Source organism: Acinetobacter sp. UBA3025 (genome assembly GCF_002367915.1).
GTDB lineage: Bacteria > Pseudomonadota > Gammaproteobacteria > Pseudomonadales > Moraxellaceae > Acinetobacter.
The window spans coordinates 1-13175 of sequence record NZ_DFDO01000202.1 but is presented as its reverse complement, the minus strand read 5'-3'; the positions used below and the strand labels follow the sequence as shown (position 1 = coordinate 13175).

The following is a 13175-nucleotide window of genomic DNA, read 5'->3' as shown; positions in this document are numbered from 1 at the left end:
AACGTGTGGCTTATTACGTTCAAACTTAGCCTTAGCCATGTTAATCTTCCTCGTTTACGTCGAACACAATTCTGAGTAAAACCCAGCTCCGACATATCGTTTAAAAAAAATCAAACACCAAATACTTGAAAAGCAGACTAAATAGCCTGCTTTTGAAATATTTTTGCAACCACGTTGCCAAACTGTAATCTGGAGCTCTTATCGAGATTTGAACTCGAGACCTCTCCCTTACCAAGGGAGTGCTCTACCACTGAGCTATAAGAGCAAATATTAGCACTTCAAACAATGGAGCGGGAGACGAGGATCGAACTCGCGACATGCAGCTTGGAAGGCTGCCGCTCTACCAACTGAGCTACTCCCGCACGATGTTGGTACTTACCACTTTGAAGTCTTAAAATTGGTGGTGAGGGAAGGATTCGAACCTTCGAAACTTTCGTAGCGGAGTTACAGTCCGCCCCCTTTGACCGCTCGGGAACCTCACCATTTTTACACTTACATCAGTGTCGTTCTTTACTTCGCGCTCCAAACTCTCTAAGATGGTGCCGGCACACGGATTCGAACTGTGGACCTACTGATTACAAGTCAGTTGCTCTACCAACTGAGCTATGCCGGCGTTTCTTAGTGTTTCGTACGTTTCGTATCGGAACGGTGTGCAGTTTAGCAAAACTCAGAATCCATGCAAGTGTTTTTTTCAAAAAAAACGCCAAAAACTCACAAAATCAATCCGTTTGATGATAATTCAACCGCTTTGATCACTGCGCGAGCTTTTATTTGGGTTTCATTCCATTCTGACTCAGGATTTGAGTCCGCAACCAGCCCTGCTCCGGCCTGAACATAGACCTTATTTTCACGAATCACGCAGGTACGAATCGCGATCGACATGTCCATTTCGCCATGCCAGCCTAAATAACCAACAGCGCCGCCAAAAATTCCGCGTTTCACTGGCTCAACTTCGTCAATAATTTCCATAGCACGGATTTTTGGTGCACCAGAAAGTGTTCCAGCCGGGAAAGTTGCCTTAAAAACATCCAGCGCATCCACATCATCCCGCACTTCACCTTGTACATTCGACACAATGTGCATCACATGCGAGTAACGTTCGATCACCATTTGATCAGTGACTTGCACTTTACCGATTTTGGATACTCGACCGACATCATTTCGGCCTAAGTCAATCAGCATTAAGTGCTCGGCAATTTCTTTTTCATCAGACAGTAAATCTTTTTCCAGTGCCAGATCTTCTTCCTTGGTCTTGCCACGTGGACGCGTACCCGCCAGTGGACGAACAGTCGCAATGCCATTTTCCAGACGTGACAGAATTTCAGGTGAAGAGCCGACAATATGGAACGGCGTATTGTCTTCTAGGGTCTGCCCTTGCACGAGGAACAGGTAAGGTGATGGATTAAGATGACGTAATGCGCGATAGACCTGTAAAGGCTCACCATCGAAATCAGAAACCATACGATGACCCGGCACGACCTGCATCACATCTCCGGCACGAATGTACTCTTTTACCTTTTCAATAGAGGCAATAAAGTTGTCATGTCCAGTTAAAGACTCAAAGTGCGGTGCTGTATGTTTTTCTGCTTTCAGGCTCACTGGTGTTGCCAGAATATTTTCCAGCTCATCCAGCTGCTGCTGCGCTTTCTCATAAGCTGCCTGATCCGCTGCATCGGCATGGACAATCAGGAACAGGGTATCTTTCAGATTATCGAATACGATGACGGTTTTGGACAGCATCATCCAGATATCTGGCAAGCCTACCGGATCAGCTTCAGGCACATTTTTTAGCTTAGGTTCGATATAACGTACTGAGTCATAACCAAAGTAACCGACAAGACCACCGGTAAAGCTTGGTAAGGCTGGAAGTTCTGCCTGGGTCGGTACTTTAAACTGTGCCTGAAAGTCACGGATATACTGGAATGGATCGGCACAGTGCTGTTTTTCAATAGAGCCATCTGGATGATGAACAGTCAGTTCACCCGCATTACAGGAGAATACAGTCGATTCACCTAGGCCGATAATTGAATAGCGCGCCCAGTTTTCTCCCCCTTCCACAGATTCGAACAGATAAGCCTGTTGGTGCTGTTTTAGACGGGCAAAGATAGATAAAGGAGTATCGGTATCAGCCAGACGCTGACGGTATACTGGAATCAGGTTGTAGCCTTGAGATGCAAGTTGCTGGAATTGAGCTGAAGTTGTCATTCGGTTTTTCTCTTTAAATTAGGGTTACTCAGTATGGAAATGGAATTGGACTGAGCGACGCCATCGAAAAACCTTACAACTATTCATCTTATTTCCTTCGCACCCTATTTAAGCAAGCAACTCACGTAGATCATCGACAATTTCTTGAGGATCACAGTCTGCTATATTTTCACCATGATTATAGCCATAGCTGACTACAATACAATCTATACCCGCACGGCGCGCAGCTTCGATGTCATTGACTGAGTCCCCGATCATCAGTACTTGCTCTTTGGTCACGCCATAATGCTCCACACAATGCAACAACTGACGCGGATCTGGCTTACGCTCGGCAAAGCGATCACCACCAATGGTGTCATCAAAGTATTTCGCCATTTCCAGAATATCCAGAATACTGCGTGCCGGTTCTTCTGGTTTATTGGTCACACAGATCAGTTTTTTGTCGTTAGTCTTACCCCATTCCAGAAACTCGATAATTCCTTCAAATGGCTTGGTATCCACACAAGGATCGGCATTATAAATTTCCAGGAATGTCGTAAGTAATTCCTGATGTTGGGCAGGTAATACCTCACCCACCAGATGCTGGAGTACGCTTTCACAGAACTTGGACGTTCCTTTACCAATCCAGACCCGTACCTGCTCCTCAGTGACCAGGGGTAGCTGCAAGACATTCAGGCTCATATTCATTGCCCGATACAAATCATGAGCTGAATCCACCAAGGTGCCATCCAGATCGAATAAAATCAGCTTACGTTGTTCCAGTTGTGCAATTGACATCCTGACCCTCATTTTCTTTATTTGCAGCTATAAAAAAGGCATGCGTGATGCATGCCTCGATTGTAACCAATCATGGACTTATTTAAACAACACCCAGGCGATAATCGCCAAAATAATCAGAACGATTAGTGAAATCAGTCCAATAGATGCATTTTTCTGTGCTTCTTTTTCCTGCTCTACACGAGAAACAGGCTGTTCCACCGGAATTGGTGCGGGTTCTGGCTTAACCGAGCTCAGGTCTACACCCTCAGCAATTGGTGCAGGTTTTGGAATACCGACATTGGTCGGCATACCATCACGAGTCAAGTTGACTGAAGCATCACGCTCTCTCAATTCTGGAATACCCTGATCATTCATCTGCTGGGCAGGGGTTTTCTCAACCGTTTCGATTTCTTCAACCACTTGCCCTGCTGTTTCTTCAATTTCTGGCGCCACTTCAACAGGCGCTACAGGTTCAAGAACCAGAAATTTCAAGCTGGCAAACTGGACCACATCATCCTGCTTTAACTGCGTTTCCTGCTCAATACGTAAATCATTCACAAAAGTGCCATTAGATGAGCCTAGATCCTGTACCCACAGTGCATCGTCTTTTAGCAGAAAAGCAGCATGCTTACGCGAGATTTCCGCAGCCTGCAGCACAATATCAGCCGCCTGGTGACGCCCCACCAGCATGTCACGGTCAATCGCTATTTCCTGTCCGGTCAAATCATCGGTAATTGCCTGTATTTTCCAAGTCATGAAATCTACTTCTCTATTCTCTTTGACATTATCATAACATGCTGTATGCAAATGCGAATGGTCTAGCTTTTGGGTCTAAGTGTGGTTGTTGTAACGGTATTTCTACTTTTTTCAACCTGCTGGACGGGCTGCACCACTTGTCGCTGAATCCCTGGCTCAATTGCCACCGGTGTAGCAACTGCTACGGCTGATCGCATTGATGCTGGCGCACTCGGAACATTCTGGTAGGACGAATTCGTCAGTGGTGTCTTAGAAACTGGAATACGCTGCTGATACACATCTTCAACACTTTCCGGCAACTTGGCAAAATTACCGTCTGAATCGAGTGCCAATTGCAGGCTGTACAGCTGACCATAACGTTGCTGAGTCAGTTTACGTACTTCATTTCTATCCCCCACAATCGTTGGGTGGATAAAGATCAACAGGTTTCGTTTCTGATTAGATTTACCTTCTGAGCGGAACAAACGTCCCACCCCTGGAATTGCCCCTAGACCGGGTACTGCCTGACGTCCATAACTGGTATTGTCCGAAATCAAGCCACCTAATACGATCGTTTGTCCATGTTCTGCCAGAATCGAGGTTTTGATCGCACGTTTGCTGGTGACCAGATCTTGTGCTTGGCCTTTATTGGCTTTTACATCTGAGACTTCCTGTTCAACTTCCAGACGTACAGTACCATCTTCACCAATGTGCGGTACGACTTTTAAGGTTACACCGACATCTTTACGCTCAATAGTGGTATAAGGATTAGCAACACCTGCGGCTCCCGTAGAAACTGAACCGGTCACAAAGGGTACGTTTTCACCGACAACGATGTAAGCCTCTTCATTGTCCATGGTCACAATGGATGGTGTAGACAACAGATTAGACTTGGTGGTTTCTTTTAATGCCTGAATCATCGCGCCGTATAAACGGCGTGAACCATCACTACCTTCACGATAATCACCGATTACCAGTGAACTGCCTGCACCTACAGTACTTGCCGCACCTGCACTACGGCCAGTCAGATAACCCGCTGCAATATTTTTCAGGCTGGTGCCAAAATTATCAAAATTGATCAGACCAATTCCGCTGCTGATATCACCCAAAGCCCATTGCACACCCAGCTGATCTGCATCTGTCCCTTCTACTTCAATAATTGCAGCTTCAATCAAAACCTGTTGACGGCGTACATCTAACTGATCAATGGCAGATTCGATTTCACGCATCAGTTGCGGGTCTGCTTTAACCACCAGAGAATTCTGCGTGGTATCCGCAATAATACTAACGCCATTGGCATTAAAGCTGCTGATCCCGCCCTGCTCGGTTTTCATGCCAGTATTTAGCTGTATATTGGATGCACCTAAGCTGTTTGAGCTAGTGGTATTATTGTTATTCAGGTTATTAGTCGAATTATATGAAGACGAACTAGAAGAAGAATTATCCAAACCCGTATTGACTGCCTGCCCTGTCACTAATCCCTGCAAAATTTCCGAAAGATTCTTGGCACTGGCATATTTCAAACGAAAGACTTTTAAACCACCCAGACGGTCTGCTGCAGGTACATCCAGCGTTTCGATAATCTGACGAATTCGCTTGCGTGTTGCCGGATCACCCTTAATCAAAATCCGGTTGGTACGCACATCTGCCATGACCCGCACCCGCGAACCACGCAGATCTTTAGCTGCACCTGTCGCTGCCATAGAGTCAATCAGCTCGATCATTTCTTCGGCCTGACTGGATTGCAGGCTAATGGCTTCAATATCATTCTGACCCGTGCCATCCAGATTACGGATGATGGTTTCCAGCTGATAGATATTGGTCGCCCGGTCCGACACAATCAGTGCATTGGTACCCGGAACAGCAGCCAAATGCGCAAACTGTGGCATCAACGGGCGCAGGGCTGGAATCAGGTCATTCGGATTGGTATTTTCCAGCCAGATCACGCGAGTGACAATCTGGTCACCGGTCGCACGATGACGTGCATCATAGGGAATCCCGGAGCTTTTGACATTACTATCTGGAACCAGCTTGATGGTATTTCCTGAAGGGATGGCCACTACACCATTGACATTCAAGACCCCTAAAAACAGGTCATAAACTTCATTTTTATTCAGTGGTTTGTTGGAAATGACCGTGACATTGCCTCGAACCCGGGGATCTATCGCAAAATTTTTACCGGTAATATCCGCCACTTCATTAATGAATGCGGTTAAGTCTGCATCCCGGAGATTGATTTTCCAGGTTTGCGCATAACTTGCCGTACTGACCATAGCAACCAATGGTGCGGCCACACAGAATGCCCATGCTGATCGATTATTATTAAATAAAGCCATAAACTTTTGTGTTTCCTAACCCTATGCGTGATGACACATCACTTCAAATCCTGTTGTATGGTCATCACCTGATCACCACGTTTTATTTCAAGTTTGACCTGACCTTCACGTCGAGCCTGTTCCAGTAACTGTGCTTCGGTTTGTCCCTGCGACAGGGTCTGACCATTCAAAGACAAAATTCGGTCTCCCGGTCTTAATCCCAAGCGATTACGCAGTGCAGCCGGTGTCCGTGAAGTCACTTCATAACCACCCTCTGCTGCACTTACCCCCATATTCTGTAAGTACTGGTCCTTATTTTCCTGCATCTGCTGGATAGCCCGATTGATTTCACTCTGCGGTGAAGGTTGCTCAGGCATACCACTTTCCGTATGCATCGGAGGCATCGGATTTGAAGATGCTGAGGTATCCGGCACGATTGGCTGGTTTAAACCATTTTTCAACCCTTTAAACAGGATTTCTTGGGTCGCACCGCTTGATTTACGCAAAATCACCCGGTTCCAATACACTTCAGCCAGCGTAAAACCGCTATTCCCCAATACTTCTCCGACCCGATAACGGTCAGACTGGTCATTAATTTTCAAGACTGCTGAAGAGTTATAGCTTGGGCTCGCCACCACAACTCCCTGCAAGACAATATTGGCAGTTTCAGCAGTGTTCGCTGCGTAAGTATTTTCCTGAAATAGTGAAAAGGCACTTATATTTGGCACTTGAGCCTGTTGTGACCCTAGTTCTACCTGATCAATCTGCATCGCTTGTGGCGGAGCCACCAGAAGCCAGAATAAGGCGGCCAATTTCCAGCATAAATACAGAATTAACAGGAATAATAAAATCGGAGTAACACGCTCTGTCTGCTTCAAATCAATATTTTTAAAATAATCGAGTGGGCTTGCCATCAGTTGAAGCCCCCCATTAAAGGCTGACGGGTACTAATCACGTAAGTATCCAGTCCAGCTTTACCCGTATAAGAAGGAGCATTCAATAGAAAACGCTGTGTCAGCTGAATATCCAGCATCAAGCTTGGATCCAGTTTAATATTCAACATACGTTGATCACGATTATCACGTACGTCCAGCAGCAGCTGTCCATTCTCATCAGATAACTGACCACTCAGAACCGGTACATTCATACGCTCCTGACGCTGGGCAAATGTATAAATCAGCTCACCACCGCTCCACTGCATCTGGCCATCTACATGGCTAAAGCCTTGCTCTTTTTTATATTTAAAATCGAGTTCTTTAAACTGAATCGGGTTGGTAGGCCATTGCCAGTCAGCAATCTTCTTTAAAGTTTCAGGTGCAAGCTGTCCCTCAAGATTTTTGACGGTTAAAGTTTTATTCAGACCATAGCCCATCACACCCGAAAACTGGGTATTACCGCTATGCAGATCAATATTTGCCCCTAATCTCAGCAACAACAGGTCCAAAGGACGAACCTGCCAGTTCAGACTTCCCCGAAGATTACCTTTTTTCCAGTCCGCACTTCCCTGCCAGATATTCCCGCTTACATTATGTAAGACCTGATTATTTTTATAAAATTTTGAAATTAACCAAGCTGCAGGAACTTGCAGAATCACAAAGACAAGAAAGGCTAGAATTGCAAATATCAACCATTTTAATGTTTTCGGCTTATTGCTCATCCCGCCACGACCAACCTATCCAATCGAAACCCCTAAATTTATAGTCTTGTCATTTTATAATCACATTATGCACACTTTTTCTCTGACGCCAATTCATAGGCATAAAAAAACCAAGCAGGATGTGCTTGGCTGATCAATCACCGGCCGTATGCATACCAGCCTGATGATGAATATTGAGGAAAAAGGATTAGATCACAAAATCTTCCAGTTTTGCGCCTTTCTCTAATTCAGCAACTAACCAGCGTGGCTGTTTACCGCGACCAGTCCAGGTGTCTTCCGGATTGCTTTTACTGCGATAACGTGGCTCTACAGACTTACGTGCAGTTTTTTTACGTTTAGAAGCACCAAACTCAAGAAGCTGTTCAATCGTTAAGCCTACTTTGTCGGCAATATCCAATACCTGATGATAAGCATCTTCAATTTCCTGATCTTTTTTCAAAGCAATTAAAGACTCAGCTTCTGCTTGTAAACGTTTTAACTCTTCAACTGATAAATTTGTAATATCTGGCATCATGTTCTCCAATAAATAGCATTATTTCTTTTAATAAATAACGAACCCATCATATTTATATTAAGTGTAATATTCAATATAAAATTTTAAATGTATAACAATAAACTTAAGGGCCATTACAAAATTAATCATTAAATTAGAGATAAAAACTCTATATTAAATTTCATGTTGTACAGTTAATTCCAGCGATTTTATTTTTTCCCGAATATGTTCAGGTATTTCAGTTTTCTGCATATTTTTATTTAAGCATACAATTACTGCTTCTGAAGTGGCCACGATACTTTGCTGCTGTTCACTCCATAATAAATAATGCATTCTGACTGCACTATTCCGAATTTCATCAATTCGTGCCGCCACTTTTAATTGATCTGGATAAACTACAGGTTTTAAATAACGGCATTGATTTGAAGCCACTACTGTTAAAATATCTTCATCAAAAATATTTAATTTACCCAAATAAGCCAAACGGGCACTTTCTATATAACGGTAATACATCGCATTATTAACATGCCCAAACGCATCCATGTCTCCCCATGCAACAGTTTGCGAATAAATCACCGGATATTGTTGTAATTCTGACATTATTTCCTCAAATTCTGATTTCGATAAAATTAACATTCGATTCAAATACGGCATTTAACTGCTGTATTAAATCATCTCTTCCCTGCAATACAGATTTAATTCTCAAATAGCTCATGCGGATGTCATCTGGATAGAGATCCAGCAATTGCTGAGCTTCTTCTACCCGGCCAGTCGCCTGTAGAATATGCCATTTGGCAAAACTTAATATTGGCAGTGCAGTATATTTTGCATCCCAAGCTGAGATCTGCTGCTCAATATCTGCATAATCTGGAAACTGCTTTAATAACTGCTGCTGGAACCATAAATAAAATACATCCTGATTAAATTGGAGTTCCAGTAAATGTCTAGCAAGGCTTTCATGCTCAACACTCATTTCCGGCATTCTAAATAACAGTTTCAACCATAATAGCTTGACTTCATAGTCACGGTTAAATATGTCCTGTTTTAAATCCAGATAACGTTGTTTTAAATATTCCAAATCGTCTTCAGTAGCCTGGTCATAAGCTATTAATAATTGCTGCAGCCATATTTTTTTTACTTCTTGGTCTAAATGTCCATATTTGGTTGAACGTAAATATAACCAGGGAAACTGTAAGGCGAATTGCCCCCATAAAGCATTTAAACGCTGCTCATAAGCGGTTTTGACCCGTCTTAACCAGGGAGATAACTCATGCTGATTTAAAAATTCTAGGTGAGTTAATGCCTGCTGACCATCCTGCTGCGATAAATAGATTTCAATCCGCTGTAATTCTGCCAGTTCAAATGCCATGGGATTGGACTGATTTAAACTACTTAATGCTTCGCTATATTGTTGCTGTCCCCAGGATAATCGGGCATCAATAATATACTTGAGCAATCCCGACTGATTAAAAGACTGCTGGATAAAATCCCGTTGATCTTGTGCAGCATTTAATAACCAAACTACGGCTAACTGCTCATAAGGATGCAAGCGGGCAAAGCTGAATACCGTTTCATGTTTACGCTGTTTAAAGCTGAGATAACGCTTGGTCGCATACCACAGCATATGCATCAGAAAGCTGATTACGATAAGCAAGCCCACCAGGAACCAGAAAGTGGTCTGGATTTGTAGTCCGCGCCAATACAGATAGACATAGCCCGCACCATAACCATAGCTTAGTACGCTCAAGATCGCTAAGCCCAGCAAACCAACCAGTAAATAAGCAAGTAAAATCTGTTTCATAAGCAATTAACCGATCAGGGTACGCGTATTGAGCTGAGGAGTAGGCGTCTGAGGTGCTATTTTAATTTGCTTCAGTCGCTGAATCCATTGTTTGCTTTGCGCATCCGGAAGTTGAGCCAATACCTCGATCACACTTTTCAGGGCTTGCTGGAAAGCTACCTGCTGTCCTTGCTGCACACTATTTTCTGCAATCAGTAAACGCAGCTGAGCTTCTTTTAAGACCAGATTACGCTGCATTAAGACTGCACTCGGTTTCTCGACTGATTCAATCTGAATCCAGCGCTGCCAAAATGAGCTTTGGGCTGTAGCGCGGTGCTGATGCTGCACCTGGATTTCCTTTTCCATCTCAATATCAATCTGTTGCAGTAATTCTTTTAATTTATTCTGTTGTACTAAACGATTGTTGATGAACTGCTTAAGGACTTCCCGATCCTTGTCAATCGCCTGATTCAGGCTACCCAGAAGAGCAGGTGCCAGTTCTAGATGTTCAAGCTGATTGGATAATTGATTCAACTTTTCCATAGCCATTGCATATTGTTGCTGCTGCAAGGCAAACTCAACCAGATCCAGATATTGCTCGACCAAAGGCAGATCATCCTGCAAATCAGCCCTAGGAGTATCCTGAACTGTCCCCTTGTTCGGTGTTTCAGGGCTTAACGCTTGGCCCGTAGCAACTTGACGTTTTAAGGCCACCATCTGATCATTCAGATTGGCATTCTGCTGTTGCAGTTGCTTCAAATTCTGGGTCAATTCAGTCTGTGCTGAATTTAAGCCAAACAGGTCATAGCTCAGCTTGGCAATCCACGCCAAGCTCAAGATGAAAAAAACAATAAATAATTTTTTCATGCGTTTCCTAGTACATCAGTAGCTGCTGCAAAATCGTCGATCCGCTTAAGTCGTTTAACTGAGCGAATTGAAAACCAGCCTGATGTTGCTGTTGATATTCCCCAAGCATGGCAGCCAAACGCGGCCCCAAAACCAAATACAATGCCCGATTAATGAGATGCGGATACGGCTGCATCAAGGCTAGCCAGTTAAGCCAGCTCGCTTCACTGCTGACCAAGACTGCATAACGGGGATTAGCTTCAAGGCTCGTCAAATGTTTAGCTAATATCTCGGAAGCAACTGGCGGACACTGACGATCATATAAAATGAAATTCAATATATGAATTTGCTGATCCTTTAAATGCTGCATCATAAATTGACGCCCACCTTCACCTCGCCAAAAGGCGATAGTTGATCCGGTAGCTAACTGCTGTAGCACAGGCAATTGCAGCATCCCTTCCGAAGTCTCCACATCAGGCACATAACTCTGGATACCGTAGCTTGCTAAAGCCTGCTCGGTAGCTTTACCTACAGCGACCCACTGGACACTTCCAAGATCATTCAATGATAGACCCGCTTGCTGCAAATATTGCATGCCAATCTGGGCAGCAGTCGGACTCACTACGACAATCAGTATTGCTTGGGATAGCTGCCTAAATAAACTGGCCAGCTCATCCGTATAAGGCTGCTGTACCAGTTCTAGCAAGGGCAACTCTATCACCGGAATCTGCGCTGTCTGTAGGGCTTGCGTTAAATTTGCAGCACGATCACTCGGACGAGTATTAATGAACAACATTATTTTGAATAAAGCGCTTTTAGCAACTCGCCTGCACCCTGATCTAACAGATCCTTGGCCAGCTGCACGCCCAATTGTTCTGCATCTGCCATGGTTCCGCTTTGCTGTGCGCGTAGCAAAGTTGCGCCATCTACGCTACCGACTCGGCCTTCAATCGAAATGACACCTTCGTTTAAAGTGGCATAGCCCGCAATTGGCACCTGACAGCCACCTTCCAAATAGGCATTAAAGGCACGTTCGGCACGGACACAGGCATCAGTTTCTGCATGTAATAGAGGCTGGATTAAATCTAATACCGCTTGATCTCCACTCCGGCATTCCAGGCCCAATGCACCCTGTCCTACTGCGGGTAAACTTACTTCAGGCACAATACTATGACGAATACGATCTGCAAGGCCCAAGCGTTTTAAACCGGCACTGGCCAGGATGATTGCATCGTACTGACCTGCATCCAGTTTGGATAAGCGTGTACCGACATTACCGCGTAAATCGATAATCTCAAGGTCCGGACGCTGTTTTAAAATCTGGGTTTTACGGCGCAAGCTCGAAGTTCCAACTTTGGCACCTTGAGGCAATTCGTCAAAACTGGCATAAGTATTTGAGACGAAAGCATCCAGTGGATCTTCACGTTCACAGATGACTGCCAAAGATAAGCCTTCAGGCAAAGCCATTGGGACATCTTTCATTGAATGGACTGCCAGATCGGCACGACCATCTAGTAAGGCTGCTTCTAATTCTTTTACAAATAAGCCCTTACCACCAATTTTTGCCAATGGCGTATCGAGAATTTTATCGCCCTGTGTAACAAAAGTGACTAATTCGACCTGAAGTCCAGCATGCAGGTCCTGTAAGCGTGCACGGATATGTTCCGCCTGCCAGAGCGCAAGTGGACTTTGTCGAGTAGCAATTTTTAGGGTCTTCATAAATTTCAATAAACAGTCAATGAGAACAATAGTCTAAACTTAACCTGCTCACTTGAAAATGCAAGCGAATTTATGCAAGTTTCAATGCTGGTCCAGACGAACTCATTGATCCGTTTAGAGTTTCTGAATCCGTTCCCGCAAGAATGGCAAATGACGCCGACTGACCGCCAGACGCTCTTCCAGTTCACGACAACGCACCTGATACTGGCCGGAACTCACCACTTCCAAGCCTTCCAGATAGTGAACCGAAACCAGTGCATTACGGTGAATCCTGATGAACTGATGTCCAAACTCCTGTTCCAACTCCTTCAGGGTTTCATCAATCAGGACACTGCCGTTTTTATGGCGTACGGTCACATATTTTTGATCCGCCAGAAAATAATAGATATTTTCAACTGGCACCAATTCGACCCCGCGATAGGTCTTTGCCGCAATTTGATGGCGGCTGATATTGATTTCTTCCATATTTTCTTTTTGTTTTAGTTGGCTCATTTGAGCTTGGGTAAGTTTAATTAAATGCTCTAAAACCTGTGCCAATTCCTGTTGCATCACCGGTTTAAGCAGGTAGCCATCTGCATTAGACTTGAATGCATCCAGCGCGTGTTGGTCATAGGCCGTACAAAAGACAATAGCCGGCATCGGGTCGAGCTGACGCAAATGCTGCGC

The 13175-nt window shown here is 44.4% G+C and carries 13 protein-coding genes and 4 tRNA genes; all 17 read right to left on the bottom strand.

Annotated elements, in window-relative coordinates; genetic code table 11:
• Window positions 1–190: 190 nt before the first annotated feature.
• Window positions 191–265: transfer RNA gene (locus B4J23_RS08470), tRNA-Thr, on the bottom strand.
• 21 nt (window positions 266–286) lie between these two features.
• Window positions 287–362 (bottom strand) — tRNA-Gly (locus tag B4J23_RS08465).
• 36 nt (window positions 363–398) lie between these two features.
• Window positions 399–482 (bottom strand) — tRNA-Tyr (locus tag B4J23_RS08460).
• 55 nt (window positions 483–537) lie between these two features.
• Window positions 538–613 (bottom strand) — tRNA-Thr (locus B4J23_RS08455).
• Window positions 614–711: 98 nt separating this feature from the next.
• On the bottom strand, window positions 712–2205 hold the full coding sequence (gene trpE / locus B4J23_RS08450) for an anthranilate synthase component I (RefSeq protein ID WP_291359947.1): 1494 nt from the start codon (window positions 2203–2205) through the stop codon (window positions 712–714).
• A gap of 108 nt (window positions 2206–2313) precedes the next feature.
• Window positions 2314–2982 carry a phosphoglycolate phosphatase gene (gene gph / locus B4J23_RS08445; protein ID WP_291359946.1) on the bottom strand — a complete coding sequence of 223 codons (669 nt, stop codon included), beginning with the start codon at window positions 2980–2982 and terminating at the stop codon, window positions 2314–2316.
• Window positions 2983–3060: 78 nt separating this feature from the next.
• Window positions 3061–3720, bottom strand: a complete 660-nt coding sequence (locus B4J23_RS08440; protein WP_180031063.1) for an FHA domain-containing protein — start codon at window positions 3718–3720, stop codon at window positions 3061–3063.
• 62 nt (window positions 3721–3782) lie between these two features.
• Window positions 3783–6035, bottom strand: a complete 2253-nt coding sequence (gspD, locus tag B4J23_RS08435) for a type II secretion system secretin GspD (protein WP_291359945.1) — start codon at window positions 6033–6035, stop codon at window positions 3783–3785.
• A gap of 38 nt (window positions 6036–6073) precedes the next feature.
• Window positions 6074–6928 (bottom strand): type II secretion system protein N, encoded by an 855-nt coding sequence (locus B4J23_RS08430; protein ID WP_291359944.1) that lies wholly within the window; start codon window positions 6926–6928, stop codon window positions 6074–6076.
• The gene (gene gspN, locus B4J23_RS08425; RefSeq protein ID WP_180137754.1) at window positions 6928–7671 is read right to left on the bottom strand and encodes a type II secretion system protein N; all 744 of its coding nucleotides are present in this window, start codon (window positions 7669–7671) and stop codon (window positions 6928–6930) included. The genes B4J23_RS08430 and gspN overlap by 1 nt, the downstream gene beginning before the upstream one ends.
• 187 nt (window positions 7672–7858) lie before the next feature.
• Window positions 7859–8185 carry an H-NS family nucleoid-associated regulatory protein gene (locus B4J23_RS08420; protein ID WP_079281036.1) on the bottom strand — a complete coding sequence of 109 codons (327 nt, stop codon included), beginning with the start codon at window positions 8183–8185 and terminating at the stop codon, window positions 7859–7861.
• A 153-nt stretch (window positions 8186–8338) separates the two neighbouring features.
• Window positions 8339–8764, bottom strand: coding sequence for an acyl-CoA thioesterase (locus tag B4J23_RS08415; RefSeq protein WP_004781650.1), 426 nt, complete (start codon window positions 8762–8764; stop codon window positions 8339–8341).
• Between the two features lie 7 nt (window positions 8765–8771).
• On the bottom strand, window positions 8772–9965 hold the full coding sequence (locus tag B4J23_RS08410) for a heme biosynthesis protein HemY (protein ID WP_291359943.1): 1194 nt from the start codon (window positions 9963–9965) through the stop codon (window positions 8772–8774).
• 6 nt (window positions 9966–9971) lie between these two features.
• Window positions 9972–10811, bottom strand: coding sequence for a hypothetical protein (locus tag B4J23_RS08405; protein WP_291359941.1), 840 nt, complete (start codon window positions 10809–10811; stop codon window positions 9972–9974).
• A 7-nt stretch (window positions 10812–10818) separates the two neighbouring features.
• On the bottom strand, window positions 10819–11586 hold the full coding sequence (locus B4J23_RS08400; RefSeq protein ID WP_291359939.1) for a uroporphyrinogen-III synthase: 768 nt from the start codon (window positions 11584–11586) through the stop codon (window positions 10819–10821).
• Window positions 11586–12509, bottom strand: a complete 924-nt coding sequence (gene hemC, locus B4J23_RS08395; RefSeq protein ID WP_034171569.1) for a hydroxymethylbilane synthase — start codon at window positions 12507–12509, stop codon at window positions 11586–11588. Before hemC ends, B4J23_RS08400 begins: the two co-directional genes overlap by 1 nt.
• Window positions 12510–12623: 114 nt before the next feature.
• The coding region (locus B4J23_RS08390; RefSeq protein WP_291359936.1) for a LytR/AlgR family response regulator transcription factor at window positions 12624–13175 on the bottom strand (552 nt) is incomplete at its 5' end.

Coding starts and splice junctions, on each gene's coding strand:
- trpE (WP_291359947.1), bottom strand. CDS start 2,205: ATGACAACTTCAGCTCAATTCCAGCAACTTGCATCTCAAGGCTACAAC.
- gph (WP_291359946.1), bottom strand. CDS start 2,982: ATGTCAATTGCACAACTGGAACAACGTAAGCTGATTTTATTCGATCTG.
- B4J23_RS08440 (WP_180031063.1), bottom strand. CDS start 3,720: ATGACTTGGAAAATACAGGCAATTACCGATGATTTGACCGGACAGGAA.
- gspD (WP_291359945.1), bottom strand. CDS start 6,035: ATGGCTTTATTTAATAATAATCGATCAGCATGGGCATTCTGTGTGGCC.
- B4J23_RS08430 (WP_291359944.1), bottom strand. CDS start 6,928: ATGGCAAGCCCACTCGATTATTTTAAAAATATTGATTTGAAGCAGACA.
- gspN (WP_180137754.1), bottom strand. CDS start 7,671: ATGAGCAATAAGCCGAAAACATTAAAATGGTTGATATTTGCAATTCTA.
- B4J23_RS08420 (WP_079281036.1), bottom strand. CDS start 8,185: ATGATGCCAGATATTACAAATTTATCAGTTGAAGAGTTAAAACGTTTA.
- B4J23_RS08415 (WP_004781650.1), bottom strand. CDS start 8,764: ATGTCAGAATTACAACAATATCCGGTGATTTATTCGCAAACTGTTGCA.
- B4J23_RS08410 (WP_291359943.1), bottom strand. CDS start 9,965: ATGAAACAGATTTTACTTGCTTATTTACTGGTTGGTTTGCTGGGCTTA.
- B4J23_RS08405 (WP_291359941.1), bottom strand. CDS start 10,811: ATGAAAAAATTATTTATTGTTTTTTTCATCTTGAGCTTGGCGTGGATT.
- B4J23_RS08400 (WP_291359939.1), bottom strand. CDS start 11,586: ATGTTGTTCATTAATACTCGTCCGAGTGATCGTGCTGCAAATTTAACG.
- hemC (WP_034171569.1), bottom strand. CDS start 12,509: ATGAAGACCCTAAAAATTGCTACTCGACAAAGTCCACTTGCGCTCTGG.